The following is a 26,996-nucleotide window of genomic DNA, read 5'->3' as shown; positions in this document are numbered from 1 at the left end:
CATGGATACAGCAGCCGGAGCCCGGCCACGGCGGATCCAAGCATTCCGCTTGGGTCTTGCCGGCGCCTTGGGCGTGGGCGTCGGGCTTGTCATCTGGGCCGCGGTCTCGTCGCTGGCGACGCTGATCATCTATGTCGGGCTGGCGCTCTTCGCCGCGCTAGGGCTTGATCCCGTGATCAGGTGGCTGGAAAGCAGGAAGCTGCCGCGGCCCGCAGCCGTTACCGTAGCGATTGTGGTCCTCGGACTCATCACAGCCGGCCTGCTGTATTGGATCATTCCGCTTTTCATCAGGGAAGTCCGGGACCTGATCGCCTCCCTGCCCCTGTTTGCCGAACAGGTACTGCGTTCGGACTGGGTGGACAACGTTGAACGCATCCTCTCCGGCTATCTGGACGTGGACCAGCTGGCCGGGGAAGTGACCGGATTCCTGAGCAACCCTGCCAACCTCATCGCCCTCGGCGGCGGAATCCTCGCAGTCGGCGCGGGATTGGCCGGCGGTATTTCCGGCGCGATCCTCGTGTTCATCCTGACCGTCTATTTTGTGGTCTCGCTGGGCCGGATGAAGAAGCTTGCCTACGATCTGGTCCCCGCGAGCCGGAGGCCTGCCTTTATCGAGGTATCGGAAGACATTGCCCATGCCATCAGTCGATATCTGGTCGGGGAGTTCGGGCTCTCCTTCATCAACGGTGTCCTGTCCGCGGTCTTCCTGACAATGATCCAGGCTCCGAGCCCGCTGCTGCTGGCCACTGTGGCCTTCCTGGGTTCCTTCGTGCCGATGGTAGGAACGATCGTCTCCTCCACGATCATCACCCTTGTCTGCCTCGCCGGTTCTCCCCAAACAGCACTGGCAGCCGGAATCTACTATCTGGTTTACATGCAGGTGGAGGCCTACATCCTGACGCCACGGATCATGGACAAGGCCGTGGAAGTGCCCGGCGCCCTTGTCGTCATCGCCGTGGTTGCCGGCGGAACACTGGGCGGTGTCCTCGGCGCGCTGGTGGCAGTGCCCCTGGCGGCATCGGCAGTGATCATCGTGCGGAAAGTAGTCATCCCCAGGCAAAACCTGCATTAGCGTCCCGGCTCTGGCGGCGGCACCGTACGGGCACTACGCTGGGCTGAACAAACCATCAGTCTGCTTATGAGCGGCGGGAGCCTTGGCTATGAGTGATTTAAGCGACGTGCGCGAAGGAATGGACGTCTTTGATGCGTCCGGAGAAAAAGTCGGGACGGTGAAGTCAGTTAAGTTCGGCGATCCGCAGGCGACCACCGCCGAGGGACAGACCTCCGAGCGGGACCCCAATATCGTCCAGGCGGTGGCGACGGCGCTGAGCGGGCAGTCGGACCTGCCGGAAGAACGCAGGGAACGGCTGCTCCGGCTGGGCTACGTAGAAGTGGACGGAAAGGGCTTTGGAAACAATTTCTTTGAAGCCTCCGACGCGGTAAAACGGGTCTCCGGGAACACCGTTTACCTGAACCACACCCGCGGGGAACGCACGAAATCCTGACCTGCAACAATTCTGACTGACCGTCCCGCGTACAGCCGCCTCCCAGCAGGCATGGAGTCCGCGTGAAGTTTGGCGGCATAGTGTAAGGCCGGCCGCGTCGGCTGATTACCCACGTGGAAGGTGGCCTTTCGCTGCCAACGCGAGCGGCCGACGTCGTTGTTTGGAAGGACACTATCGTTTTGCGCTCAGCGTTCAGGAGACTGGCTGCCGTGTTGCTGTTTGGACTGGCCGTCACAGGATGTTCTTCGATTCCCGACATGGGGCCGGTAGATAAGATCGAACCGCCGACCGAAGGGGCCCCGGTCGGGGACTACACGTTCAATCCGCCGGGACCCGAGCCTGGTGCGGGACCAGAGCAGGTCATCGAAGGCTTCCTGTTGGCGGGCACCGCGGCCCAGGATGATTACGGTACGGCCCGGGAATTCCTGGCTCCGAAGCTCGCGGGCGAATGGCGGCCCACTGAGCGGACGTTGGTCTACGACGGCGGGGTGAAGATCACCAAAGCAGCCGGGGAGCACGCCTATGTCCTGAACTTCGAGGTTGCGTCCGTGATTGATTCCCGCGGCATCAGGGTCATAGCGGATCCCGGGACCACGCGTTCCGTGCCCGTGGAGCTCGAACAGGTGGACGGCCAGTGGCGCATTTCCGGTATACCGGATGGGACGATGGTCTCCGCCTCGGACTTCCCCTCGCTGTTTGAGGGATATACCGCGTATTTTTTCGACCCCACCTACAGCTACGCGGTTCCCGACACCCGGTGGCTTGCCAGCCGCCAGGGCGTCGCGGCGAGCCTGGCAACACTTCTGCTCGAAGGTCCGGCGCCCTATTTGGCCGAAGCCGTGGTGAGCGCCTTCCCCGAAGGCACCCGGCTCGCGCAGCAGGCGGTGCCGGTCGAATCAGGGGTGGCCAGCGTGGACCTGACGTCCGCTGCCCTTGACGGCACGACCTTCCTGGACCGCCAACGGATGCAGCAGCAATTGGAGCTGACCCTTGGTCCGCTGAACACGGTGAGCAGCATCAGGATGTCGGTGGGCCAGCGTGATGTTGAAATCGGCGACAGGGCCGCGGCGGGATTCGAACCGGCGGTGAAGGATCCGGCGGTTGGAAGCAGGCAGATTGCCGTGCTCGACGGCGAGCTGGTCTTCTACGAAGGATCCGCCGTGCAGAACCCGCCACTGCCGAAGGTCTCGCAGCTGCATCCGCGCGAACCGGCGCTGGCTCCCAATGGGGACGAAGCCGCCTTCCTTGGCGACGGCGGGCTTTACACGATCGGTGCGGATGGAACGGTCAGGAACGTGGTCGCCGGCACGGAACTGACCGGTCCCAGCATCGGCCCGTTTGGGTGGGTCTGGACCGTTTCCGGCCAACGCGGCACGGTGTCGGCGGTTCCGCTGGACCAAAGCGGCGGGCCTGCCGTTCCGGTTGCTGCGGAATGGCTGGCAGGTGCGGAGGTCTCGGATTTGAGGATTTCGCGCGACGGAACCCGGGCCCTGCTGATCACGCAAGAGGACGGGGAGAGCAAGGTACTGGTGGCGGGCATAGTCCGTGACGGGGACGGGGTCCCGATCCGGCTGAGCGAGCCTAACGAACTGCCTTCTCCTTTCGCCGCCGACAGCGCAGCCTGGGCAGACGAAACTACCGTGGCGGTCCTGGACTCCGGCGGCAGCGAGGCCGCTGTGCTCCGGCTCGACGGCAGCTCCGAGGAACTGGGGAAGCTGGACGGCATGGAAGAAATCAGCGCAGGGAACGGACCGGACAACATCTACGTCCAGACTTCGGACGCTCTCTACTCGCGCGTGGGGCAGAGCTGGGCGCCGCAGCCGCCCCCGCTGGTCCTGGATCCGGCCTTCCCCGGCTAATCGGGGAATGCCCTCGACAGGGTTTGGGGCAGCTGTGTGCTCTTGAGACCGGCGTCAGCGCTTTCCTTGGTCCAGGTTCTTCGGACCCCTGATCAGACCAAGACCGAACAGCAGCACGCCGAGCACCAGATGGAACCAGTTGTCCACTTCGCCTGCGGGTACCCACAAGGTGGACCCGTACCTGACGTTGATGAGTCCGTAGGCCGCGCATGCGACATTGAACAGCCCCAGCCCAATCAGGGTGGCTTTTGTCGCACCGGCGCTGCGCTGCGCGGCGGCGAAAATGCCCGCAGCAAACAGCAGCATCAGAACGTTGTGCGTAATGGTCACCGGCAGCAGCCCGAAGAGCAGGGCGTCGGTGCCGATGCCTGTCACCTCCAGCAGCCCGTATTCGGTAGTGATGCCCGGGATGAAGCCAAGAATTCCCAGGACGGCCAGGACTATGGCGACGACCCGCGCGGTTTTCTGCACCGGCGTTGCATGGGCCCGGCGTTCGTCCGGACGCGGTTTGTTCATGTTGACCATTATCTTCTCCCTCGGATTGCGGCCGGCAAGGCCGTGCATCTGTCTTTGGACCAGCCCCCGCTGTCTGCTTGTTGGCTTTCCCTCCTTATTCGCCAAGTGCCGTAATGAGAGCCAGGAGGGCCGCATAGAAGAGAACTCCGACGGCGAACCAGGCAAAACTGGAATTACGGTTGGAAGGGATCTCTTCCTTGAACACGTTCAGCAAGATGGAACCGCCGAGGAAGGCGGTCAGGAGCACAACCACCAACGTGTTGGTCGGTGCTGCAAGCGCGGAGAGGGCCCAGCCGAACAGCAAGGCACCGCCAAGCGCCAGCCGCCCGCTTCTGTTGAACCGGCGTGGATAATGTTCCTCCAGCCCGCGGTCCGTCAGGATGAAATGCAGCCCCATGGCAACGGTGAACAACACCGCGAACAGCACTCCTGTCTGCAGCCGCAGAGCCATGGAATAGGTGATCAACGCGTTGTAGACCATGAACGATCCAAGATGTAGCCAGTACGTTCCGGCGCTCGGATGTTCATTGGCTCCCTTGCCGGGGCGTGGCGGGCGGTCGGCGGCCCGTTCGAGGCCGTAGAACAGGCTGAAGCCGACCAACGCCACCAGGAAGATACCCAGATCGAGCAGCGGCGTGGGCTCGATGACATCGGAAAGGAGTTCGCCGATGGCCTCGTTTCCTGCTGCGATCTCCGGGAGCAGGTGAAGAAAAACATAAGTGACCGCCAGACCTCCCGCGAATGACCCCGTGGCACGTTCCGGTACCAGCGGCAGTTTGCGGATGCCCGGTGCGCTCAAATGCAGCGCGGCGAGCAGGACGGCGATAAACAACGACCCGGCCACGCTTTGCGCCACATTCATTTCAAGGGTCACCCGGAGTGCTCCTAACGACGTGCGTGCGGGGCGGTCAGGAAGGTACGCCCATCACCTCACCGGGGGATAGGGGTAGCCGGGGTAGATGTACCCGGGAGCCCAGTAGGGGGTGTAGCCGTAGTAGCCGTAGAGATCCTCGTAATAGCCGCGTTCCTCGACGATGTCGGGATCGTAGGTCGGCGCACCTGCTATCTTGTCTTTTGCCTGGTCAATACGGACTTCATCGGCAGTGATCCCTGCGACGGCTTCAACGGGAATGAACGACTTTGTCTGGCCCAGCCCGAGGAATCCTCCGGAGGCGACCACCAGGAAGCGTACGTTGTTTTCCGTCGGGTCGATCAGGAGGTCGTCGACTTCGCCAAGGTCTTCGCCGTCTCTGGCTTTGACGTTCCTGCCGCGGATGTCTTCGTCTTCTTGGGAGACGGTCCGGGCAATGTCGCTGAGCTTTTGGAGGCTGGCGGCTTTATCGTCTGTCATGGTTTCTCCTCGTCGCAATTCAGTATCGAGCGGTTCGGTTGCTTGGTCCTGGAACTCCTCCATCCAGGGCGGGTTTGTCTGCGCCCTGTTTTTCACGTTACGGACGGTACCGAGGGGCTGCAACGGATGTTATCCACCTGTGACTCCATCCGACGCCGTGAAGCCGCTACCCCATTTCTCCTGCGGGGCGCGCGATCATCCGGTAATTTTCGGCAGAGCAATGCGCTGGAGCGGTTCGAGGAGACACTCCAGCGCAAGGGCCGAGCTATGGTTACGGCGGTGCCGGAAGCCGGTCACCGGCACGCCGGCTAGGGCTTGTGTGCGTAGGTTAGGCAGTCCGCATTGTCGGCTCCCGGGCCGACATGGACTTCGGCTGCGCTGCAGAGCAGGTGGTCGTTGTGGACGCACTCCGCCCGCTGGCAAGCGCCCACCTGGGCGAGAACCTTGGGCAGGCCGCCATGCTTTCCGATGTCTACAAAGGTTGCGCAGGCGGCATGGTCTTCACCTCCGCCTACGGTGATGGCAACCGCGGTACAGCCTTCATGGTCATTGAACCCGCAGCGGGTCACGCTGCAGTCGGCAACACTGGTGGTGACAGTCACGACAGAACCTCCATGTCAGGTCGTCCGGAACGGACGACGCCTCATTCCACGGTAAGCCCGGATGGAGTTGAATAATTAGTGCTGATTTTATGCCCTATTTCCCGCTGCCCCGATTACTCGAGGGCGCTGCTGTCCTCAGCCAGGCTGGTAGCGGCATGTGTGATTGCGTCGGTCATAATGCTCAGCGCTTCCTGATCGACGTTGCTGATGTCATCGCCTGACGTGTGGTAATTGGGATCGCGCGGCTCCCTTGCCTCGCCGCCGAAGATGTTGGCCTGCTTACGCGATTTCCTCTCGTTGCTGCCGGTGAACAGGCCGCCTACTGCAACGCCTTCCTCAATGAACGCCCTCTGATCGGAATCGAAATTCCACCCGGTAGTCACCCAGGGCTGGTCGCGGGAGTCGAAGTAGTCAGTGAAGAACTCCATGATCTGCCTCGAACCGTCAGGCACTTCGAGCCAGGTATCGGATTCCCGTGCGTCATAGACCGCGATGACATAGTTGGGCGAGGCGACCATGTCGAAGTTCAGATAGGCGGCGATGTCGTCGAGTTCGCCGCTGTCGGCCAGGTCCTCGACGTAGTGCTCAGAACCGATCGGCTCGCGAAACTCCTCTGCCCCCCACCACGCGAAGCGTACTTTGTTCTTGGGCTCATCCCGCTGGCTCAGTTCTTTCGCGGCCTGCAGCAGTGCCGCCACGCCGGAAGCATTGTCATTGATTGCTGGGCTGTTCTGCACCCCGTCGAGGTGTGCGCCAAGCATGATCACGTTATCTTCGCTGCCGCCATCGGTCTCCGCAATGATGTTGAAAGACTCAAATTCTTCGCCATGATCTTCGACAGTGAAGTACTGGCGGCTGCTTTGATACCCAGCACTGGCGAGCTGCTGTTCGACATACTGAGCCGCGGCCTCATATCCGGAGGTGCCGGCAGCTCGGTCGCCGTGCTCATCGGCAATTGCTTGAAACTCTTCCAGATGCTCGTACGCTGTGGTCGCCTGCGGCTGCGACTGTGGCCCGGTTGCCGCGCGACCCTGACCCCGCGGCGCGGAATCGTCCGTCCGCCCACTGACCAGCGTAAGCGCCAAAAGGACAACACACAGCCCGAGCGCCGCGATGAGGACAATTGTTCTCCGGTGCCAGTGCAGTTTCATTTCGTCCTTATCAGTGCGGCATGAGGACAGCATTCTAACGTAGCGGGTTTCCCATAATGCGCCACAGTGATGAGCGGGAGCAGGTGCACGGAGTAGAGGTCAAGGCCATCGTACCCATCGCGGCGAGATGCTTCATCGAGCGTGCGCCCGCGCGCTCGGTCCGGAGGAACAGACCGGCCGCCAACATGGAGTCCGAGGCTGCTGGCGATCGCCAGTCCCGCACCGATACCGACGAGATATCCAGCAGGGCCGTCGCGGCCTTGCTTGTCTTGAGTTAAGCCCATCCGCGTCCTTCTCTCGACGTCTAGGTGATTTCCTGTGCGGGGTTGCCGCCGTACCGGGCGCCTTTCGGCACTTGGCTCCCCTTCATCAGGAAGGAGTCGGCCTCCAGCACGGAACCGTCGCCCATAACGGCGTCATACAGCAGGTAGGAGCCTACGCCCAACGTGACCCCGTGGCCGACGTCGATGGCGTCCAGTTTGAAGACGCCGTCCTCCATTGAGTGGCACTGGACGACGCTGGCAGTATTCAGAATCGTGTCGTCGCCGATGGTGACCAACGTTTTCTCCGGAATGACGCAGCCATCGTCGAAGACCCGCTTGCCCATCCGCACGCCGTAAAGGCGCCAGAACACAGGCTTGAACGGGGTGCCGTCGAAGAATGGCAGGGGATACCCGATGAACCTCCAGAACCGTTCGTGCCGCCAGAACCTCACGTCATAGATCGAGCACCGGATCGGGACCATCGCTTTGAATCCCTGGGCAGCACGCTCGAGCACAATGAAGAAGGCGATCATGAAAGCGCCGAAGCCGATGGTGCCCACATAGAGCCCCAGGCCCGGAACACCCGGGAATAGTATGATGGCGAACGAGTACGCGAGCAGGCCGGCGAGGACGAGGACCCACCGGCTGGCCAGGTACAGTCCAATAGATATCGCGTTGTGCCGGTTTTTGGCCGGCAGCCGACGGAGGATTTCCTCCCTGCTGTCGATCTTGAGCGACGCCGTGTCGCGATCGACCGACCGGGGAATCTCGAATGCCGGTGAACCCAGCAAGCCGACGTTTTGCCGGACCTCGCCGTGGATGGGAATCATGGTCTTGCTGCCGAACAGAACGTTGTCGCCCGCACGAGCACCTGCGGGATACGGGATGTCGTTGCCGAAGAAGTTATTCGTCCCGATTTTTACCTCGGTTACGCTGAAGGACGTACTTGAGTAGTCGGCGTTCATGATCGACACGCCGTCGGAGATCATGGTCCCGGATCCCACCGTGGTCAGGTAAGGGTTCTCGTGGTCGAGTTCGGTCCCGAAATTCGATCCGGTCTGTATCTGGTTGGGTTGCTTGTAGCCCAACAGACGGAGGTAGTGCACGGCCAGTGAGCTGTCTCCGCTGATGTGCATGAACTGGAAGACATTCGTCATTCGGATGATTAACCGGTGGACCGCGTAATGCAGACCGTACAGCGGATACGTCCGCCCCGGTTTGATCAGGAGGTTGAGCAGCCGAGGAATCGTCAGCACAGCGGACAACACGAGGACGATGCCACCGAACAGCAAGACGAAAGAAACCAACACCAGATCCACGTAGAATCCTGGGTCCGCATAATTCAGATGGTCAGTTGCCAAGTAGGCCGGCACGAACAGCGCGATGGCCAGCAGAAGCAGCGGGGCGAACAACGCCATGTTGTTGAGCAGGACAAGCGCGCTGTAGGTGATCTGGCGCCGTCGGCTGGCCCGCAGCGGTTCGATGAACCGGTAGTTCACATCGGTCGGCACGGCAGGGGATCCGTGCCAGCTCTCGCCCGCGGGTACAGACTGCAGTCGCTGCAGTGACGACGAGTGGCCCAGTTGCGCTCCGTCACCCATTGTGGAGTCGATGTCCAGCACGCACCTCTCGCTGATCAGGACGTCCTGGCCAAGCGTGACCCGGCCGGTCTGGATCCATCCGTCATGGGCGCGGTAGCACAGGAAGAACGTATCCTTGTTGATCACCGTCCCGGAACCGATGGTCAACAGGTCGGTGCACACCGGGGTGATGGGGGTGAGGATGGTGACGTTGTGGCCGATCTTTGCGCCCAGCAACCGTAGGTAGAAGGGAAGGATTGGGGTCCCGACGAAGTAGGCCAGCGGGTTGAGCCTGACCAGCGCACGGACAAACCAGAATTTCACGTATGCCAGGGACCAAATGCGAATGTGTTGCTCTTCCCACCGTCCCAGGATCAGCCATTTGAGCAGGATCGGCACGATGCAAAGAGCCAAGAAGAAGATGACCCCGAAGATGACCGAACGTCCCCAGCTCTCCAGGATATTGGCACCTGCGGCGACCCAGAGGTAGCCTGCCACGATCGCCGTGATGAATGCATAGGAGTAGGCAATGGCGAGTACAGCTTGCAGAAAACCGCAGAGCACCATGTCGAAAATGGTGGCCCGCCCTCGTTTGGGCCGGGGACGTGGTTCCTGTTCCGCCCATACGTCTGCGGCGGCCGGAGCCGCGATTGCCGCAGCTAGACCTCGAATGGTCGGATGCTCGTAGATGATCTGTACACCGACCGGCGGCAGGTCGGTGTTTTTGCGCAACTCAGCGGAGAAGCGCGCAATCAGCAGGGAGTTGGCCCCGAGGTTGTCGAAGATGTGCGCCTCCACGGAGATGCGTTCCATTCCCAGCACGGCTCCAAGCTGCTCGGCCAGAGCCGCCTCGATATCCGTGGCGGGTTCGCAGTACTCGGCGTCGGCCGAGTCGCTCACCCGGTTGCTGGGCGTCGGCAGGTTTTTCCGGTCGGCCTTGTCGCTGGGCAGCATCGGCATGGTCTCAAGCTGCTCGTAGAAGGCCGGGATCATGTAGCTCGGCAGCCGGTCGCGGAGCTCCTCCCTGATCATCTGCGGCGCGAGATCGGAGACGCCGTGGCGCAACGTATAGAACGCGGCGAGCTCTGTCATCCCCGGTGCTGATTCATGCGTCGCGACCACTGCCTGCGCGATCCCGGGGACTTGCAGGAGCACCGATTCAATCTCGGACAGCTCAATCCGGTATCCGCGGATCTTGACCTGGGTGTCGATCCGGCCGTAGTACTCGATCAACCCGTCGTTCGTGATGCGGCCAAGGTCGCCGCTGCGGTAGATGCGTCCGGAGGGGTTGTTCGGAATGCCCATGAAGTCGGGGATGAAAACTGCATTCGTCTTCTCGGGATGGTTCATGTACCCGACTGCGAGTCCGATTCCGGCGATGCCGATCTCACCCATCTCGCCCCGCGGCAGGGCCCGTGGCTTCTCGGGATCCAGGATCATGGTCGTGTAGGTCGGCAGCGGCTGACCTAGGGTAATGGGCTTGTCGGGGTGCATGACGTCCCACGTGGCGGTCACGGTCGCTTCTGTAGGTCCGTAGACATTGAGGAATCGCCGGCCCGGCCGGTGCCAGCGCTCTGCCAGATCGCGCGGGCAGGCTTCACCGGAGACGAGCAAGAAACGCAGGTCGGGGAGCTCATCCTCCAGCGTGGCCAGCAGGGTTGGTACACAACACATCGCGGTAATACGGTTGTCGGTTACGAAGCGTCCCAGGTCCGCTCCGAGCAGGCTCTTCGAACTCGGCTTGGGCACCAGCGTCGCTCCGACCATCCACGGCACCCACATCTCCTCGACCGAGAAGTCGAAGGCGATCGTCAGCCCCTGATAGACACGGTCGTCGCTCTGATATCCGTAGACCTCGGCGGCGACGCGGACGAAGTTGCAAATGCTGGAGTGTTCGATGCCCACCCCCTTGGGGCGGCCGGTGGACCCCGAAGTATAGATGACGTAGGCCAAGTCCTCGACCGGCTCGGGCTTCTCGATGTCTGTGAGTCGGGAGCCAGGCAGACCCGCGACGTCCGTGGCGGCCGCGTCCAAAGCCAGAGCGCGGCAGCAGACTTCCGGCAAGAGACTGGTCAGGTGGCTCTGGGTCAGCACGCGGCTGGTCCCGGAGTCCTCCATGATGTATCCCATCCGGTCCGTGGGGAACCCGGCGTCCAACGGCACATACGCCGCCTGAATCTTCAGCACCGCCAGCATCGCGACATAGGACCACACCGCATTGTCGAACAGCAGCGCAATGCGGTCGCCGGCCTGTGCGCCGTCGGCCAGCAAATGACGGGCCAACTGATTGGCCTGCGCGTCCAGCTGATCGTAGGTCAACGTCGAGTCCCCGGAGTCGACCGCCAACTGGCCTGCGCGGCCATCGCGGCGTAACGAGTCGCATTGGCTCTCGAAGAGCGTTTCCAGACGCTCACCCGGAGACCACCGCACACTCTGGTGGTGCGAGGACTGCAGCAGCAACTGGTCCAAAGTAGCTGGCACCGTCTCATGAACTGCGTCAGCCGCGGTGCGTGCAGGATAGGAATTATCAGCCAGAGCCATCGGTACCTCTCGTTGATACGGTGCTTTCGGTGTCTGGGGGGTGTCCCTATGTTCTTTGTCAAGCGGTTCGGCCGTTTTTCGTTGCTGCGTCGGGTCGGGGTTTTTGGGCAGGGGGTATCGGCCGGCGGCGGGTGCCGGCCGGCTGGTGTGCGGCTCTTTTAGGCGGCCTGGGCTGCGGGTGCCTCGTAGAGTGTGCCGTCGCGCAGCATGGCGAAGATGACGTCGCAGCGGCGTCGGGCGAGGGCGATCAGGGCCTGGTTGTGTCGTTTGCCTTCGGTCCGTTTGCGGTCGTAGTAGGCGCGGGAGACCGGGTCTTTCAGGGCCGCGAAGGCGGAGAGGAAGAGGGCGCGTTTGAGGATTTTGTTGCCCTTTTTCGAGGAGTGGTCGCCGCGGATCGAGGTTCCCGAGCGCCAGGTGACGGGCGAGAGCCCGGAGTAGGATCCGAGGTGGCCTGCGGTCTTGAATTCCTTGCCGACAACCTCGGTGATGATCCGGGCTGCCGTCCTGACGCCGACCGCCGGCAGGGACGTCAGGAGTTGGTGAAGAGGGTGGGCCTCCACGAGTTTCTCCACCTGGGCCAGGACCTCGGCGCGGGAGGTGCGCAGCTGGGCCAGCTGCGCGGCGAGCTGGGGCAGCACGATGCCGGCGGCGCCGGTGCCGGAGACGACCACGCTCTGCTGGTCCAGGGCGGCGAAGATCTCCGCGGCCCAGGGCTTGCCGGCGCGCGGGGCGTACTTGACCATGAACGCGGCGACCCGTGTCTGCCCGGCCCGGCGCAGCGCCTCGGGGCCGGGGTATTTGCGTAGCAGTTCGGCCATCACGGGGTGGTCCAGGTGCGGGCCGACGGCCCGCTCCAGGGCGGGGTGGATCTGGGTCAGCAGCCCGCGGATCCGGTTCGAGGCGGCGGTGGCCTGCTTGGCCAGGTCGTCGTCGAAACCGCAGAGCATGGACAGTTCCGCGGCCTGCTCGTCGGCGACCGCGATCGAGCGCAGCGTGTGCGGCATCGTGCGGGCGGCTTCGGCGATGATGTAGGCGTCCCGGGCATCGGTTTTGGCTTCGCCGGGGTGCAGGTCCGCGATGCGGCGCATGGCCAGGCCGGGCAGGTAGCCGACCATGATGCCGGCGGCCTGGGCCACCGCGACCGGGAGGGCGCCGATGGTGGCGGGCTGGTCCACGACCAGCAGCAGCGTCCCGTGTTTGGCGAGTTTGTCGATGATCGAGCGTAGTTTCGCCTCGTCCTGCGGCAGCGCCTTGTCGAGGAGTTTTTTGCCTTTTTTGTCCAGGGCCACGGCGTGGTGGTTGGATTTACCGACGTCGACGCCGATGAAGACATCGACCGTTTCGTGGTCCTTGATCACTGCTTACCTCCGGAAGTTGGATCCAGTGCGACAGCGCTGGCATGTCCTGCGGCCCCAGAGCTCGGCATCCACGTTACGGCCGGCCTGCCGCGGTGGTGTCCGCGGCTGGTCTGGTCCCCATTAGCGATCCCCTGGCGCCTATCGAACCCCGGTGACAACACCCCCCCGGATCATGGTCGACTGGGGGACTAAATCATGCCGGGGCCGACAGGCCAGCAACCCCGATTCTTGCTCGTTTTGGGGCTATAAGAAAGGTAACGGGGTTGTCTCGGTTAGGGGCTGCCTGCGGTGGTTTTCGACCGCGGGAACGGGCCGGCACGAGCAGGGTGTCCAACCGTCCGCCTTCCCTTCCAGCCGAATGTCATGGAAAATCCCTTTGCCCCGTTGACGCGGCCGCCTGAACACGAACAGGGGACGTGTGTCTGGCGTGCGCATCGGCCGCCACTTCCTCCTCCCGCGGCGTTAGACCAAGAGCCATCTGGAGCGCTCGGACAGCATCGGCAAGCTGATTGGCAGGCGTCACAGCCGCGATGCACAGTTCCGAAATTGAGATGATTTCCGGACTGATTCCGGCGTCGGCCAGCGCTTTGAAAAATGTGCTGAAGGCAGTGGGGGAAGAGCGCATCCCGAGTCCAGTGAGCGAGACCTTGCCTACTTCGTCGTTGTGGTGGAGAGCTTCGAATCCGATGCGGCTCTGGGCCGCGTCCAGAGCCGCAATCGCTGCCGGCACCTCCGCGGACGGAAGGGTAAAAGTGATATCGGCGAGTTCGGTGCTGGCATCTCGCGGGTTTTGGGCGAGCATTTCAATGCTCAGTCCCGCTGCGGCGAGGTCCTGAAGGAGCCGTGCGGCGGTCCTGGAGCAGTCTGGGATACCAGCGACGGTGACTTGTGCTGCAGAGTTGACGCTTGCCACGTCCGAAACCAGAGTCTGTTCGCCTGCCTGCGCCTCCGAATGGTGCTGGTCGAGACTGGGCAGAATCATTGTGCCCTGCTTTTGCGCGAACGAGGATCGGACATGAATCGGAACGCCGAAGCGGCGAGCGTACTCGATGCATCGGAGGTGGAGAACCTTTGCTCCCGAGGCTGCGAACTCAAGCATTTCCTCGCTGGCGAGCACATCGATCTTGCGGGCATTGGGCACGATCCGTGGATCCGCCGTGTAGATACCGTCGACATCCGTATAGACCTCACAGACGCTTGCACCTAGTGCTGCGGCGAGCGCGACGGCGGTCAGGTCCGAGCCTCCCCTCCCGAGAGTGGTGACCGTCTTCCCTTTGCGGCTCCTGCCCTGGAAGCCTGCCACGACGGCGATCTGACCGTTCTTCAGGCAGGCGCGGATCCGGCGCGGGTCGACATCGACAATGCGCGCTTTGCCATGGAAGTCGTCGGTAATGAGGCCCGCCGCGCTTCCTGTGAATGTCCGAACATCGGCTCCCAGATCCGCCAACGCGATCGCCAGCAAGGCCGCGGAAACGAGTTCACCAGTCGTCAATAAGGTGTCGAGCTCGCGGGCAGGCGGATGAGGCGAGACACTGGCCGCGAGATCCAACAAGTCGTCGGTGGCGTCGCCCATAGCGGACACCACTGCTACTACCTGATGTCCAGATGCCTGTGTCTCGGCCACCCGCTGAGCAACGCGCCGAATACCTGCGGCATCCGCCACCGACGAGCCGCCGTACTTCTGCACTATGACATTCTTCGAGTGTCCCGCCGTGCCCACCGCCGGCGGCAGTATGCCTAGCGGCAGTGGCCCACCGATCGTCGGGGCGCTGTGCTGCTGGGCGAATGAGCCCTTCGCCATGCGGACAATAGCTTCATCCAGGCGCTTGAAGTTGTTCACCCTGACCCCCATCTCTTGGACTGCCGCCACAACTCCGGCCTGCTCTCCTGGTGCATCCGGAGCGCTATCCGCCGCATGCCAATGTGTTCGGACCCGACGTGCTAACCGCCTACTGCAGAACCGAGCTGGACGCTGGTGGCTCAAGGACTTCCCCGCCGAGGTCACTTGGTAGTTCTTCGGGCCGCTCACAGCTAACCGAACGGACCGCCCCTGCAAGAAGGTCGAGCCCGCGGGCCATGTTCTCCGCGCTGATCGTCAGCGCCGGCATGACTTTGACCACTTCGCCCTCCGGTCCGGAGGTTTCTACCAGCAAGCCGCGGGCGAAGGATTCGGCGGCAATTTTTCGTGCCGTTGTCCGGTCTGGAAAATAGAGGCCCGCCAGGAGCCCTCGGCCGCGGACGCGGGCGCCTTCGGTGCCGGCCGCTAGCGTTGCCAGAGCTGCGTGCAGCTGTGCGGCCCGGGCGGCTATCTGTTGCTCGAATCCGCGGCCGTTCCAGAAATGCTCCAGCGCAGCAGTCCCGGTCACGAAGGCCGGGTTATGGCCTCGGAATGTGCCGTTGTGCTCCCCGGGCTGCCAGATGTCCAGTTCGGGCTTGAGCAGCGTAATGGCCAGCGGAAGCCCGAAACCGGAAAGCGACTTGGACAGGCAGACAATGTCGGGACGGATGCCTGCTTCCTCGAAACTGAAAAACTTGCCGGTACGCCCGCACCCGGCTTGAACATCGTCCACAATGAGAAGCACACCGTGCTGTTGACAGATATCAGCGAGTCGGCGCAACCAAGCGCCACCGGCTGCCCTGAGCCCTCCCTCGCCCTGAACCGTCTCCACAATGACTGCGGCGGGTTTGTCCAGCCCGGACCCGCTGTCCTCCAATGAGCGCTGCAGCCACAGCAAATCATCCGTCTGCCGGTCAAGATAGCCATCATAAGGAATGCTGGAGGCGTTGTTGAGCGGAACTCCTGCCCCTTGTCGTTTCATGGAATTGCCGGTTACCGCCAGTGCGCCGAGGGTCATCCCGTGAAACGCGTTGGTGAAGCTCAGCACCTGATGCCGGCCAGTCACCTTGCGAGCCAGTTTCAGTGCCGCTTCAACGCTGTTCGTTCCGGTGGGACCGGTGAACATGACCTTATAGTCCATCCCGCGCGGTACCAGGATCAGTTCCAAGAACGTCTCTAGGAATCGCCGCTTCGCCGTCGTCTTCATATCGAGCGAATGAACGACCGAGCCCGAGCGCAAGTACGTGATCAGCGGTTCCAGCAGGAGCGGATTATTGTGCCCATAGTTGAGTGCTCCGGCGCCTGAGAAAAAATCAAGATATTCTGTGCCGTCCTCGCTGTACAACGAGTCCCCGGCAGCGTGGTCGAAAACAGTGTCCCAGCCCCGGCTGTAGCTGCGGACCTCGGACTCCAGGGATGCAAAAATATCCGTCAATTTCTTTTCCTTAGGGATCGCTGGCTGCTCCGGACGCATCTCCTCGGAGCGGGGGCAATGAAGTGAACACGACGCTAGGGAGCAGACCTTAGGAAAATGTTGGGCACTGCCAGTAAAGTCCGGCTCAGGCGGCCGGTAGCGTGCTCGCTTGAGCAGGGGTGGGCGGGTGGATCCGGCTCTCTGTTCTCCTGGCCTCGGCGGCCTCTGGATGCCGGACGCACCGCCGTGGGAGGAGCTCCGGCGAAGACGTCAAGGAACGCTGGCGCACCTATACCGACTGAACCGTCCTCGCCGCAAACGGTGGATTTCCGGGCGGCAACGTCATGAGGCACATGATTTTGCCGCAGCTATGGACGGTTCTTCCTCCGGGGGTACATACTGTGATTCCAAAGGGGTTTATAACGATATGGTGAAGCGCTTGGGGGCAGGTGGCCGCATATCGATTTTGGGGATATTGGGATCGAACCTGCTTCGGAGGAAATCATGGGGAGTCTGCATCCAGCAGCGCGCCGGTTGCTGGCCATTGTGGCTGCATCAGCAACCGCTACGGCCGGAATGGCTTTTCTCGGATCGCCGGCACTGGCCGAGACCGAGGACGACTACATCGTTGTTTTAAAGGACTCCGCTGCCGATGTTGAGGACATCGCGGCGGACCACCACGAGGAATTCGACGTCGAGGAGACCTCGACATACCGCGAGGCAATCTCCGGCTACGCCGCGAGCATGACCGCTGCCGACGCCGAGCAGCTGGGCGATGACCCGGCAGTGGCCTACGTTGCCCTGGACCGGCAGTTCACCCTCGCGGCGCAGAAGACGCCGGTCAGCGTGACGCGCACCGGGGCTGATCAGTCCAGTGCCAAAGCCGGCGACGGCGCCGGTGACGTCGACGTCAACATTGCCGTCATCGACACCGGCGTGGACGCGACCCACCCGGACCTCAATGTCCGCGGCGGCGTCGACTGCAGCAGCGGCTCCGCGGTAGACGTACCCGCGCCGGTGGACGTCATGGGCCACGGAACTTCGGTGGCCGGCGTGGCGGCGGCACGCGACAATGATCTGGGCGTGGTGGGCATGGCTCCCGGGGCTCCGATCTGGTCCGTGCGGGTGCTGAGCGACGCCGGGACGATCTCGTTGTCCAGCCTGATCTGCGCGTATGACTGGGTGACCGGGACGCGGACCGATAACGATGCGGACAACGACATCGCCGTCGCCAACGTGAGCATTGCCGGACCCGGGACCGACGACGGCGCCTGCGGCAGCGAGAGCGGCGACCCCATGCATGCGGCGATCTGCCGTTCGGTTGAAGCCGGTGTGACCTACGTGGTGGCGGCCGGCAACGGTGCGACGGATATGGCCGGAGTGGTTCCTGCCGCCTATGACGAAGTGCTGACCGCGACGGCGATCGGCGATTTTGACGGCAGGCCCGGCGGAGAGGCATCGCCGGTGTGCCTGGGCCAGGACGTGAGTGCTTATGCCAGCGACGACCGGCCCGCGAGCTTCTCCAACTTCGCCACACAGGGTGACGACCTGGAGCACACCGTCGCCGGCCCGGGAGTGTGTGTTGAAACCACGGCCCGTGGCGGTGGCACAGCTTCCCCGCACGGCACCAGCTTCTCCTCGCCTGCTGTGGCCGGAACGGTGGCGCTCTGCCTGAACCAGGGCACCTGCACCGGGTCTGTGGCCGAGGTGATGGACAGCTTCGTGGAGGCGACCGAGCAGTACAACAACGAGAACCCCGACCACGGCTACGAGGGGGATCCCCAGCGGCCGGGTTCGATCTACTACGGCCACCTCATCCGCGGCTCGGTGTTCTAACCTGAGTCTGGCCTTGACGGAGGGCACCGGCGCAGGGAAGGAAGGAGAGCCGGAGCGCCGCGAAGGATTGCGGGAGCGGCACCGGAAGCTCTTCGGCTCCGGTGCCTCCCTTGAGCGGCTGGTGTTTTTCAGCGACGCGGTCTTTGCCATCGCCATGACGCTGCTGGTGCTGGAAATCATCATTCCCGAAGGGCTGGATCAGGAGCACTTGGGCGCTGCCCTGCTGGCGGCCACGCTGGAATTCTTCGCTTATGCCGTCAGCTTCGCCGTGATCAGCACCGCCTGGATGAACCACCATCGAAAATTTGTTGTCATCCGCCGTTACGATGCCCGTCTGCAGTGGCTGAACCTGCTTCTGCTGTTCTTCATTGCGGTCCTGCCGATGCCTACCAGTTTCCTGAGCAACTATGGCGGGGAGATTTCGCCGTGGCCGGCGGTTCTCTATGCGAGCGTGACGGCGGCCGTCTTTGTCATGCTGAACCTGATCTGGATGCATGCGTGGCGGGCAAAGCTGATGACCGAGGACGTGGACCGGGCTATGTACAGGTATGTGTTCTGGTCCATCCTGCCGGTGCCGCTGGTATTTGTGCTGAGCATCCCGGTAGCGTTCTTCCACACGGATGCGGCCATGTATATGTGGCTGCTCATCATCCCCGCTGTCGTGATCACCCGCAGAATCGGCAGGAAGGGGGCGGACGCCGTATGACCGGCCCCTGGGAAACGCGAGAACGTCCCTGCCGGTACCGCCGCCCTCGTGGGAGGGACGATCGGGTTCGTCAGGGACGTTCTCGTGAAAAATCAGCCAGGCAGAAGAATAGCTAGCCCGCCATGAGCCGGAAGCCGATGACCAGGGTGGCGATGCCCAGGATCATCGACGTGGTGATGAGCATGAACCGTGTGGTGAGGTAGCTGGTCATATTGCCTTTGTCGTCCTTGGACCGCGGGTCCTTCCAGACTTGGAGCAGGAACGGCACCCAGGCGATGACGCTCCACAAGCCGGCGAAGACCAGGATCCAGGCCAGGGCAGCAGGTACGTTCACAGTCCGTAAGCCCTATGCCCGGCCGGCGATCCAGGCTTCGGCCTGCTCCGCCTGGATGCGCAGCGCCTTGCCCAGCATCGGCTCGGCCGCAGAGGCGATCTTGCCGCCCAGGAACGGGATGCCGGAGGTGACTTCTCCTTCGAGATCCACGCGGGTGGAACCGCCTTCGGAAACCAGCTTCTGCACCGCGGCCACGTCCACGGGAGCACCGGCAATCTTGACGCCGACGTTAACGGTCCGGGAACCGTCGGACTCCGGGGCCTGCCACTGCTCGGTCTGCGTCACGTTCAGGAACTCGCCCAGCATCTTGCGCGCGATGTCCGGGAGCCGGGTGGTGGGAATGTTCCGGACCACGGTGAGCGTGAAGGGACCATCGACGTCGCCCTCCTGCTGGACGGAGACCAGGCTGCCGCCGACCATCTCGCTGATGTGGCGGAGGAAGTCCGCGCTGACAAAGGTTTCGGTAACCTCGGCAACGGGGTGGGACAGGTTGGTGGAGGCGCTCAAGGCCATAGGTGGACTCCAAAGATCGGTCTCGGTTGGGATCAGAGTCCATCCTACTGGCTGGCACGGATGTGGCGCCCCCGGTGCTAGCTCGACGGATCGGCCTCCACCGCGGCGTCCGCCAGATAGTCCGCGACCGCCGTCTCATTGATCCGGAACGAGTGGCCGATGTGGACGGCTGGCATCTCGCCGGAGTGCACCAGGCGGTACACGGTCATCTTGCTGACATTGAGCCGGGCTGCGACGTCCGATACTGTCAGGAAGTTGCCGATGTCCAGGTTTTGTTCATGTGACATTTTTCCTCCCCAGGAAAGGTAAAGCCACTGTAGGCCTCCGCTGTGGCATGGGTGGCGGAAACACGCTGGTGTTGTCGTTTCGATACCGCGGGTGGGCCGCCGTTACCTGATCGCGTCACAGCTCGCCGGGCTTCCCGGGGGTGAAGAGCCAGGTGTCGAAGAGTTCGGTCAGGTCCTGCCCCGAGTACTGCTCGGCAAACTGGATGAACTGTTTCGTGGAGACAACCTTGCCGGCTTTCCCGGTACTCCAAGCCTTCAGCATCGGGAAGAATGTCTTGTCGCCAAGCTCATCGCGCAGTGCGTGCAGCACCATCGCCCCGCGGGCCTGCACGGAGGCGTCGAAGACACGGTCCGCGCCCGGATCCGAAATACGCAGGTCCCAGAAGGGATCGTCGGCCGGAATGCCGCCGTAGAATTCGAACGCATCCTGGGCCTTGCCGAGATCCTGTTCCTCATTCCACAGCCATTGCGCGTAGGTGGCGAAACCGTCCGCCAGCCAGGCATCCCGCCACGAGGCGAGCGAAAGGCTGCCGCCGAACCACTGGTGCGCGAGTTCGTGCACCATCATCGAGTCGGCGCTGGCCGGATCGTAGAACCAGTCTTCGGAGTAGGTCGGCCGGCTCTGGCTCTCCAAGGCAAACCCCAGACCGTCAATTCCACTCACGACGCCGCCCGCGGCCTCCGCGGGATAGTCGCCGAAATTGTCGGCCAGGAAACCGATGATTTCGGGCTGGCGTGCCAGGCCCTTTTCCACCCTGGCGCCGATGGAGACCGGCGTGGAAACGCCGGCTTCCCAGTCATCCTCGTTGCCCGGGCTGCCTTCCGGCGCACCGGGAACGGTCCAGCCTTCCAGCCGGTCCCGGTTGCGGTCGTTCTCGAAGGACGTGGTGCCCTCGTCGGTGGAGACGATGATGTCCTCGATCAGGACGCCGTCACGCTGACCGTTGATGTCGCTGGCGTAGGTGATGGAGAGCTCCACGTCCGTACCCTTGAAGGCGGACAGATCGAACTCCCACTTCTCCCAGCCGTCGCTGGTGCCGCTGGCAGCCCACCACTTGCCCGAGGTGCCTTCGGCCGTGCAGCCGCCCTCGCCGTCGTCGGTTTGGTAATGCCTGAGGAACGGATGCACCTCGTGCCAGGCGGGGCAGGCCAGGCCGGTGTCGTTGGTGGCGTGGCCGGTAGTGTCCTTGAGCGTGGTCCAGTCCTCGGTGCCAGCGGTGCGGGCCTCCACGAACGCGAAGTCCCAGCCCGGTTCCGTGTCGCGCTCGAGCCAGAAGGACAGCTCGGCGCCGTCGTTGGGAATGCTGATGGTGCGGCTGAGCCGCTTGTAGGAGGCGTCCGAGGTGTGGGACCAGGCCAGGCCGTTGCCGTTGCGCGGCGTGATGACGGACTTCAGTTCCGGATCCAGTGCGTCCCAGTAGTCGATGCCGTCCTTGGCATAGGAGTCGATCTCGAACTCGCCGACGCTCATCGAGGCCAGGTACGCCGGCAGCTGCTCCTTGGCTTCCCACGTCCACGTGGTCCGGCCGCTCTTGGACTTCTTGTCGGTCAGCGCGCCGTTGGCCAGGGCTTCCCAGCCGTCCGGCACAGAGATGTTGTAAGTGTAGGTGGCCTTGTCCCGCGGGTGGTTGTTGGACGGGAACCAGGTGGGCGCGGTCAGGGGGTGGCCGGTGACCGTGGCGCCGGTTTCGGTGTGGATGAAGCCGGCCAGGCCCGGCTCCTTGATGGTTTTGGGCACGCCCGAGTACTTGACCACCACGGTGAACTTGTCGCCCTTGCGGATATTCTGCGGCGACTGTACCTTCAGTTCGCCGTCCTCCGGAACGGACCAGTAGGCAGAGAGGCCGTTGACCTCGACTGACTCCACGGAGAGACCGCGCAGGTCCAGGTTGAAGGAGGAAAGGTCCTGGGCGGCACGGGCGCTGATGGTGGCAATGCCGTCCAGCTTGTCCGTGGGCGGATGGTAGGACAGGTCCAATTGGTAGTGCTTGACGTCGTAGCCGCCGTTGCCTGCCTGCGGGAAGTACTTATCGCCCACGCTTGCCGCGCCGGGCTGGGATTCGAACAACCGCGGATCGGGCGCTGCGAGGGCGGCGGTTCCCGGCAGGACAGTCAGGCCCGCGGCCAACGATGCCGCAACGGCCACCGCAATGCCGGTCCGGCGCCATACTGCCGGCCCGGTTGGTTCCGTGCCTGACCTGGATCTGAAACTCATGCTGCCCCCTGAAACAGCGCTGTCGGTGTCTCTACCGTGCGCTGCTTCTGCAAGTGGTGTCAATGAATACGGTCGGTGCAGCTGTTACTGCGCTCCGGTGCCATTCTTCGTCCCGGTGCTTGGGAAAAAGTTATGTTGCAACGTTTACGTTGCGGTGACACGCGCACCCCTGTATCTCCTCAGCGGAGATGGGTAATCTGGCTATAAGGAATACCGTTCAGGGGCGACATTGTCCGCGGCTCTACGGCAAGGTTGCTTCCGCGTCGAGGGAGATGCATTGCAATGAATGCAGAATGGTTCTTAGTCGGAGGAGCCTGGCTTTTCGGCCTGGTGCTGCTGATGGTTGTGGTGCTGCTGGCTGTCATGGTGGTGCGGGCCTTTGTGACCGCCACCCGTGGCGGCGAGCCGTACCTGTTGACCCCGGCAGCAACGCATCATGCACCGCCGCCCCGAAGCGTGGCACGACAGATCCTGGACCAGAGGCTGGCCCACGGCCGGATCACGTTGGACGAATACCAGGAGCGGCTGCGGGTCCTCGGCGAAAGCAGCAACGTGTAGGGCCTCGGGTCAGTCCTGGATCCCAGTACCCTTGATCTGCAGCAGCCGGGCGGCATCCCGCTGGGCCGATTCTTCCTCCGGACTCAGCACCGAACCGGAAACGTGCGGCGGGGCCGCCATTAAGCGTCTCAGTTCTGCGGGGGAGTAGGGGACAGGCGTGCGTTGGTGCGCCATCACGTGGCAGTTGGCGCAGAGCGGCACCAGATCGGTCAGCGGATCCAGCTGATAGTCCGCGCCCTGTTCGGCGGCCGGAACGATGTGATGGATCTGGATGTAGTCTTTGCCGAGCCCGCCGTAGGCTGCTGCGAAATTGAAACCGCAGGCCGCGCAGCTGGATCCGTGGTGGCGGATGCAGGCCGTTCTCGCCTGCGGACTGACTTCGTACCGGTTGGTGGAAACCTTTAGCAGGGCCTCATCCGGAAGCGCACCCGGCACGGCTAGCGTCGGCTCAAACTGCGACGGCCCTGCATAATCGGCCCAGACATCGCGCAGCGCGGGCAGTTCGGCGGGCGGGATAGGTTCGCCCCAGCCACGGACCAGGTCCCACGGCATGCCGGGAACGCGGCTGGCCAGCTCGTCGTAGGGAACATGTTCGCCCTGGCGCAGGAGGGCGTCGAAAACGACGTCGACGGCGGAGCCTGGCTTGGGGTCAGCGGTTCCATGCCGGGAAGCCCCGTCGGGTCCCACCATGCCATGGCCGATCAGTCCGCGGTCCTTCCCACCGGTGAGCAGCAGCCATACCTCGGCGCCCGGGGAAGTCTCTGCCTGCCAAACGGGATCCTGAGGCAAGCCAAGGCTCCAGTTGGTCCGGAACCCGCCGGTTTCGGCGACAAGCTCCACTACCTCGGGGAAGGCCGGTTGCCAAGCATCCCAATCGGCAAGATCCCAGCCGAGGACGATCGCGTTCATGGGTTCCTCCTCGGCCGTCGGGGTCAGGGGCGGCCGATGCCCTTGTAGGTCCAGCCGGCGTCGCGCCAGGTTGCGGCGTCGAGGACGTTGCGGCCGTCGAGAATGCACTTCTCGTCCACGAGATTGGCGACGGCGGACGGGTCCAGTTCGCGGTATTCCTTCCATTCGGTCAGGAGTACCAGGGCGTGGGCCTTGGCCAGCGCGGTCTTTGTGTCCGGTTCGTAGGACAGCTCGGGGAAGCGGCCCTTGGCGTTGGGCAGCGCTTCGGGGTCCGTGACGGTGACGGTGGCGCCCTGGAGTTGGAGCTGCTGGGCGACACTGAGTGCGGGGGAGTCGCGCACGTCGTCGGACTCGGGCTTGAACGCTGCGCCGAGGACGGTGATGCGTTTGCCGATCAGGGAGCCGCCGACGAGTTCGCGGGTCAGTTCGACGACGCGGGAGCGGCGGCGCATGTTGATCGCGTCGACTTCGCGCAGGAAGGTCAGGGCCTGGTCGGCGCCGAGTTCGCCGGCGCGGGCCATAAAGGCGCGGATGTCCTTGGGCAGGCAGCCGCCGCCGAAGCCGACGCCGGCGTTGAGGAACTTGCGGCCGATCCGCTCGTCCATGCCGATGGCGTCGGCGAGGGCGGTCACGTCGGCGCCGGCGGCTTCGCAGACTTCGGCCATGGCGTTGATGAAGGAGATCTTGGTGGCCAGGAAGGAGTTCGCGGCGGTCTTGACCAGTTCGGCGGTGGCGTAGTCGACCACGAGGCGGGGGGTGTCGTTGGAGAGCGGGGTGGCGTAGACCTCGTCCAGGGCGGCGGTGGCGCGTGCGCCCCGCTCACCGGCGGGGACGCCGTAGACGAAGCGGTCCGGGGTGAGGGTGTCTTTCACCGCGTGGCCTTCGCGCAGGAACTCCGGGTTCCAGGCGAGGACGGCGCCGGGCGCCTTGGCAGCGACCATGTCGGCCAGCCGGGCGGCGGTGCCCACCGGGACAGTGGATTTGCCGACGGCGATGTCGCCCTCGTGCAGGTAGGGGATGAGTTCGTAGAACGCGGAGTCGACGTAGGTCAGGTCCGCGGCGTATTCGCCCTTGCGCTGCGGGGTGCCGACGCAGACGAAGTGGACCTGGGCGCCTTCGGCGTCGGCCATCGACGTGCTGAACTTCAACCGGCCGGTCTCCTGGACCTCGGTCAGCAGTTCCGGCAGGCCGGGCTCGAAGAACGGTGCGCGGCCGGCCTGGAGCTCGGTGATCTTGCGCTGGTCCACATCGATGCCGACGACTTCGTGACCGAGCTTGGCCATGGAAGCCGCGTGGACGGCGCCTAGGTAACCACAGCCAATGACGGAGATACGCATACAGATCCTTTGAACGAGACTTCTTGGAAAAACCCTATTGACAGTATCCCGCAAACATGAAGAGAAGATTAAAACGGCACGGAACTTGAGGGGACCTTGAGGTTCATGCCTTAGGGTGTGGACAAGCCTAAACGCCTGTGCCATCTGGGGACGGCCACGCGATGGGCGATTAGTGGGGAGTTGGGGAACTCATATGTCTGTACTTTTTCGCGTCCAAAGTGCCATCCATAAATCTGGGCAGAACTATCGAACAGCCGGCTGTGCAGAACAGCTGGTGTTGCCATGACCGGATTCATGAGCGCGCGCGTCCATGCCGCAGCGGACAACGGAACGGTCCTGGTCGGTGTGCTGTGTCTGGCCCTGGTGTTCCTGTTTTTCGCGCTGCAGCGCAAACCGCCGCGGCTGCTCAAGGCCGACCCAGCCATGCTGCCGTCCACGTTTTTCACCGGCGTCATGGCAACTGCCCTGTTCGCCGGGCTTACCGGCGGCGGGACCTCAGAGATGATCGGGGCAGGCCTGGCGGCCGGCGCTGTTTACGGGCTTTTCTGCAGCTTCGTCCGGCAGCGGCCCGCGCGGTCGGGCAGCCTGCACCTTGTCCGGTCTTTCATCGAGTTCATCATCGCCGCGGCCGCAGTGTTCTACGCGAGCACTGCATACTTTGAGCTGGCGGTGCAGTCCCCCGCAGCCGGGCTGCCGCGCCCCTTCTGGACGGCGGCCTACATTGCGCTGCTGGCCGCCGCGTTCATCGCGGTCCTGCCCAATACGCTGCACAAAATTGGCAGCCACGGTTCCATCCTTGACGTGGGAATGTGCACGTATGCCGCCCTGGTGTTGCTGACCTTCTGCCTCGCGCCCACGGGCTTGGCAACGCTGGAGCTGCCCGGGGACGGCTGGATCTGGGCGATCGCCGGCGTGGCCGTGGTCCTGATTGCCAGCGTGCTGGCGCCCGGCGCAGTGACGGCGGCCGGCGGCCTGTTCCTGCTGCTGGGCGGGGTGCTGCTGGACGCCTCGGCCGGGGCGGATTTCTCGCCGTCGTCGCTTGTCTCCGCCGCGGTTCTGGGCGCTTATGCGGTGTGCTTCTGGCTGTGCCTGGGTTTGACGCAGAAAGTACTTCCGCCGGTCGTGCAGATGCGCTAAGTTTCATCGCAAGGGGGAACATCCATGAAAATGCATAGAGGTGTCCGGGCAGGTCTTGCCGCCGCGGCCGCGGCCGCCGTCGTTGTTCTTGCAGGTTGTTCCGCCGCTCCGCCGCCGCTGGTTCCCACGCACAGCGCTGACACCGGTGCGCTGCGCGAGGCCGTTAACGCCCGGGACATCATGGATCACCTCGAGGCGCTTCAGGACGTGGCCGATGCAAACGGCGGCCACCGGGCCGCCGGCAGTTCCGGCTACGAGGAATCCGCCCGGTATGTCGAGGAGCAGCTGCGCGCGGCCGGGTACAACCCTGTGCGCCAGCATTTCACGTACAGGGACGACGGCGAGGAGGTCGAGACCTTCAACATCCTCGCGGAAACCGGCGGCAGCGACGAGCACATCATTGTGGTGGGCGGGCATTTGGATTCGGTGCGCCGCGGGCCCGGCATCAACGACAACGCCAGCGGGGTGGGCGCCATCCTCGAAACGGCACTGCGGATGGCGGACTTTGGGATCGAGCCGACCAACAAGGTGCGGTTCGCGTTCTGGGGCGGCGAGGAGGAGGGGCTGAACGGATCGCAGCATTACGTGGACGAACTCAGCGGCAGCGAGACCCGGCAGCATGCGGTCTACCTGAACCTGGACATGGTGGCCTCACCCAACGGCGTGCGATTTGTGCACGACGGCGACGGCTCGACTTTCGGCGACAACGCACCAAATGGGTCGGATGAGATTGAGGACGTTTTCGTCGACTATTTTGCGGACCGCGGACTTGAGGTGCTGCCCACTCCGTTCGAAGACGGGGACTCCGACTACACGGCCTTCCTCAGAGCAGGCATTCCCGCCGGCGGGCTCTTCACCGGCGACGCGGGCACCAAGAGCGGGGCCGAAGTGCAGGACTTCGGCGGCGAAGCGGGGCTGGAATACGACAGCTGCTACCACCGGTCCTGCGACACGATCGAGAACGTGGACACGGACCTGCTCGAGGACATGGCGGACGCCCTGGCACACGCCACCATCGCCTTCGCCACGGCCACTCCCGCGGAGGACTGAGGAGGCTTAGCCCGGACCGCCGCGGCTCGAGTTCGGACTCAGTTTCCGAGTCCGGCACAACGTTTTGTCAACCCCTGATGGCGATTCTCCCTCCTCGCAGGGCGAACTGGTTGTGCGCTCTTCCAGCCCGGGATTCC

23 protein-coding genes are annotated in these 26,996 nt (G+C 63.5%); 8 read left to right on the top strand and 15 right to left on the bottom strand.

The features are described 5' to 3' along the window. The first annotated feature begins 1 nt into the window (after nt 1). The 3 genes from HGO92_RS12050 (at nt 2) to HGO92_RS12040 (ending at nt 3,364) form a co-directional block, all read left to right on the top strand. Nucleotides 2–1,072, top strand: a complete 1,071-nt coding sequence (locus tag HGO92_RS12050) for an AI-2E family transporter (RefSeq protein ID WP_169995083.1) — start codon at nt 2–4, stop codon at nt 1,070–1,072. 88 nt (nt 1,073–1,160) lie between these two features. Further along, nucleotides 1,161–1,505, top strand: coding sequence for a PRC-barrel domain-containing protein (locus HGO92_RS12045; RefSeq protein WP_169995081.1), 345 nt, complete (start codon nt 1,161–1,163; stop codon nt 1,503–1,505). A gap of 257 nt (nt 1,506–1,762) precedes the next feature. Then, nucleotides 1,763–3,364: an LpqB family beta-propeller domain-containing protein gene (locus HGO92_RS12040; protein WP_169995078.1), complete on the top strand. Its 1,602-nt coding sequence runs from the start codon at nt 1,763–1,765 to the stop codon at nt 3,362–3,364. Between the two features lie 54 nt (nt 3,365–3,418). On the opposite strand, the gene HGO92_RS12035 is transcribed toward HGO92_RS12040, so the two are convergent. From HGO92_RS12035 to ectB, 9 genes are all read right to left on the bottom strand, one after another. Next, nucleotides 3,419–3,889 (bottom strand): DUF4383 domain-containing protein, encoded by a 471-nt coding sequence (locus tag HGO92_RS12035; protein WP_169995076.1) that lies wholly within the window; start codon nt 3,887–3,889, stop codon nt 3,419–3,421. Nucleotides 3,890–3,974: 85 nt separating this feature from the next. Then, a complete protein-coding gene (locus HGO92_RS12030; RefSeq protein ID WP_169995074.1) occupies nt 3,975–4,754 on the bottom strand; it encodes a hypothetical protein in 780 nt (259 codons plus the stop codon). A gap of 51 nt (nt 4,755–4,805) precedes the next feature. Then, nucleotides 4,806–5,231 (bottom strand): PRC-barrel domain-containing protein, encoded by a 426-nt coding sequence (locus tag HGO92_RS12025; RefSeq protein WP_169995072.1) that lies wholly within the window; start codon nt 5,229–5,231, stop codon nt 4,806–4,808. Nucleotides 5,232–5,539: 308 nt separating this feature from the next. Then, entirely contained in the window at nt 5,540–5,833 is a 294-nt protein-coding gene (locus tag HGO92_RS12020) for a DUF1540 domain-containing protein (RefSeq protein WP_169995070.1), read from the bottom strand. Between the two features lie 113 nt (nt 5,834–5,946). Beyond that, the gene (locus tag HGO92_RS12015; protein WP_169995068.1) at nt 5,947–6,984 is read right to left on the bottom strand and encodes a M28 family peptidase; all 1,038 of its coding nucleotides are present in this window, start codon (nt 6,982–6,984) and stop codon (nt 5,947–5,949) included. A gap of 304 nt (nt 6,985–7,288) precedes the next feature. Continuing rightward, on the bottom strand, nt 7,289–11,308 hold the full coding sequence (locus tag HGO92_RS12010; protein ID WP_346768938.1) for a Pls/PosA family non-ribosomal peptide synthetase: 4,020 nt from the start codon (nt 11,306–11,308) through the stop codon (nt 7,289–7,291). 218 nt (nt 11,309–11,526) lie between these two features. Then, entirely contained in the window at nt 11,527–12,726 is a 1,200-nt protein-coding gene (locus tag HGO92_RS12005) for an IS110 family RNA-guided transposase (RefSeq protein ID WP_346768937.1), read from the bottom strand. 361 nt (nt 12,727–13,087) lie between these two features. Beyond that, the gene (locus HGO92_RS12000) at nt 13,088–14,566 is read right to left on the bottom strand and encodes an aspartate kinase (protein ID WP_346768936.1); all 1,479 of its coding nucleotides are present in this window, start codon (nt 14,564–14,566) and stop codon (nt 13,088–13,090) included. A 109-nt stretch (nt 14,567–14,675) separates the two neighbouring features. Beyond that, a complete protein-coding gene (ectB, locus tag HGO92_RS11995) occupies nt 14,676–15,998 on the bottom strand; it encodes a diaminobutyrate--2-oxoglutarate transaminase (RefSeq protein WP_240974584.1) in 1,323 nt (440 codons plus the stop codon). 483 nt (nt 15,999–16,481) lie between these two features. On the opposite strand from ectB, the gene HGO92_RS11990 reads away from it, so the two are divergent. Further along, on the top strand, nt 16,482–17,813 hold the full coding sequence (locus tag HGO92_RS11990; RefSeq protein ID WP_169995064.1) for a S8 family peptidase: 1,332 nt from the start codon (nt 16,482–16,484) through the stop codon (nt 17,811–17,813). Between the two features lie 13 nt (nt 17,814–17,826). Next, complete coding sequence (locus HGO92_RS11985) at nt 17,827–18,519, top strand: TMEM175 family protein (protein WP_240974583.1); 693 nt, start codon at nt 17,827–17,829, stop codon at nt 18,517–18,519. A 112-nt stretch (nt 18,520–18,631) separates the two neighbouring features. On the opposite strand, the gene HGO92_RS11980 is transcribed toward HGO92_RS11985, so the two are convergent. The 4 genes from HGO92_RS11980 to HGO92_RS11965 form a co-directional block, all read right to left on the bottom strand. Next, complete coding sequence (locus HGO92_RS11980) at nt 18,632–18,853, bottom strand: SCO4848 family membrane protein (RefSeq protein ID WP_169995062.1); 222 nt, start codon at nt 18,851–18,853, stop codon at nt 18,632–18,634. A 12-nt stretch (nt 18,854–18,865) separates the two neighbouring features. Beyond that, nucleotides 18,866–19,366 (bottom strand): DUF2505 domain-containing protein, encoded by a 501-nt coding sequence (locus HGO92_RS11975; RefSeq protein ID WP_169995060.1) that lies wholly within the window; start codon nt 19,364–19,366, stop codon nt 18,866–18,868. Between the two features lie 77 nt (nt 19,367–19,443). Beyond that, nucleotides 19,444–19,653: a helix-turn-helix domain-containing protein gene (locus tag HGO92_RS11970; protein ID WP_169995058.1), complete on the bottom strand. Its 210-nt coding sequence runs from the start codon at nt 19,651–19,653 to the stop codon at nt 19,444–19,446. Nucleotides 19,654–19,768: 115 nt separating this feature from the next. Continuing rightward, nucleotides 19,769–21,868 (bottom strand): M1 family aminopeptidase, encoded by a 2,100-nt coding sequence (locus tag HGO92_RS11965; protein ID WP_169995056.1) that lies wholly within the window; start codon nt 21,866–21,868, stop codon nt 19,769–19,771. Nucleotides 21,869–22,150: 282 nt separating this feature from the next. Between HGO92_RS11965 and HGO92_RS11960 the strand changes: the two genes are divergently transcribed. Beyond that, entirely contained in the window at nt 22,151–22,426 is a 276-nt protein-coding gene (locus tag HGO92_RS11960; RefSeq protein WP_169995054.1) for a DUF1707 domain-containing protein, read from the top strand. 9 nt (nt 22,427–22,435) lie between these two features. Here HGO92_RS11960 and HGO92_RS11955 read toward each other — a convergent pair whose 3' ends face one another. Both HGO92_RS11955 and HGO92_RS11950 read right to left on the bottom strand, forming a co-directional pair. Continuing rightward, nucleotides 22,436–23,335: an HNH endonuclease gene (locus HGO92_RS11955; RefSeq protein WP_169995052.1), complete on the bottom strand. Its 900-nt coding sequence runs from the start codon at nt 23,333–23,335 to the stop codon at nt 22,436–22,438. Nucleotides 23,336–23,358: 23 nt separating this feature from the next. Next, nucleotides 23,359–24,672 (bottom strand): UDP-glucose dehydrogenase family protein, encoded by a 1,314-nt coding sequence (locus HGO92_RS11950; protein ID WP_169995050.1) that lies wholly within the window; start codon nt 24,670–24,672, stop codon nt 23,359–23,361. 282 nt (nt 24,673–24,954) lie between these two features. Between HGO92_RS11950 and HGO92_RS11945 the strand changes: the two genes are divergently transcribed. Together HGO92_RS11945 and HGO92_RS11940 are read left to right on the top strand one after the other, a co-directional pair. Next, on the top strand, nt 24,955–25,809 hold the full coding sequence (locus tag HGO92_RS11945; protein WP_169995048.1) for a hypothetical protein: 855 nt from the start codon (nt 24,955–24,957) through the stop codon (nt 25,807–25,809). Between the two features lie 24 nt (nt 25,810–25,833). Beyond that, nucleotides 25,834–26,859: a M20/M25/M40 family metallo-hydrolase gene (locus tag HGO92_RS11940; protein ID WP_169995046.1), complete on the top strand. Its 1,026-nt coding sequence runs from the start codon at nt 25,834–25,836 to the stop codon at nt 26,857–26,859. The last annotated feature ends 137 nt before the right edge of the window (nt 26,860–26,996 follow it).

It is taken from the genome of Crystallibacter degradans (assembly GCF_012952295.1).
GTDB classification, from domain to species: Bacteria; Actinomycetota; Actinomycetes; order Actinomycetales; family Micrococcaceae; genus Crystallibacter; species Crystallibacter degradans.
This window is presented reverse-complemented; position numbering and strand designations above follow the sequence as displayed.

What these genes read in the sequence shown, in the direction of transcription:
- HGO92_RS12050 (WP_169995083.1), top strand. Translation starts at nt 2, where the DNA reads ATGGATACAGCAGCCGGAGCCCGGCCACGGCGGATCCAAGCATTCCGC.
- HGO92_RS12045 (WP_169995081.1), top strand. Translation starts at nt 1,161, where the DNA reads ATGAGTGATTTAAGCGACGTGCGCGAAGGAATGGACGTCTTTGATGCG.
- HGO92_RS12040 (WP_169995078.1), top strand. Translation starts at nt 1,763, where the DNA reads ATGGGGCCGGTAGATAAGATCGAACCGCCGACCGAAGGGGCCCCGGTC.
- HGO92_RS12035 (WP_169995076.1), bottom strand. Translation starts at nt 3,889, where the DNA reads ATGGTCAACATGAACAAACCGCGTCCGGACGAACGCCGGGCCCATGCA.
- HGO92_RS12025 (WP_169995072.1), bottom strand. Translation starts at nt 5,231, where the DNA reads ATGACAGACGATAAAGCCGCCAGCCTCCAAAAGCTCAGCGACATTGCC.
- HGO92_RS12015 (WP_169995068.1), bottom strand. Translation starts at nt 6,984, where the DNA reads ATGAAACTGCACTGGCACCGGAGAACAATTGTCCTCATCGCGGCGCTC.
- HGO92_RS11990 (WP_169995064.1), top strand. Translation starts at nt 16,482, where the DNA reads ATGGGGAGTCTGCATCCAGCAGCGCGCCGGTTGCTGGCCATTGTGGCT.
- HGO92_RS11975 (WP_169995060.1), bottom strand. Translation starts at nt 19,366, where the DNA reads ATGGCCTTGAGCGCCTCCACCAACCTGTCCCACCCCGTTGCCGAGGTT.
- HGO92_RS11970 (WP_169995058.1), bottom strand. Translation starts at nt 19,653, where the DNA reads ATGTCACATGAACAAAACCTGGACATCGGCAACTTCCTGACAGTATCG.
- HGO92_RS11965 (WP_169995056.1), bottom strand. Translation starts at nt 21,868, where the DNA reads ATGAGTTTCAGATCCAGGTCAGGCACGGAACCAACCGGGCCGGCAGTA.
- HGO92_RS11960 (WP_169995054.1), top strand. Translation starts at nt 22,151, where the DNA reads ATGAATGCAGAATGGTTCTTAGTCGGAGGAGCCTGGCTTTTCGGCCTG.
- HGO92_RS11955 (WP_169995052.1), bottom strand. Translation starts at nt 23,335, where the DNA reads ATGAACGCGATCGTCCTCGGCTGGGATCTTGCCGATTGGGATGCTTGG.
- HGO92_RS11950 (WP_169995050.1), bottom strand. Translation starts at nt 24,672, where the DNA reads ATGCGTATCTCCGTCATTGGCTGTGGTTACCTAGGCGCCGTCCACGCG.
- HGO92_RS11945 (WP_169995048.1), top strand. Translation starts at nt 24,955, where the DNA reads ATGACCGGATTCATGAGCGCGCGCGTCCATGCCGCAGCGGACAACGGA.
- HGO92_RS11940 (WP_169995046.1), top strand. Translation starts at nt 25,834, where the DNA reads ATGAAAATGCATAGAGGTGTCCGGGCAGGTCTTGCCGCCGCGGCCGCG.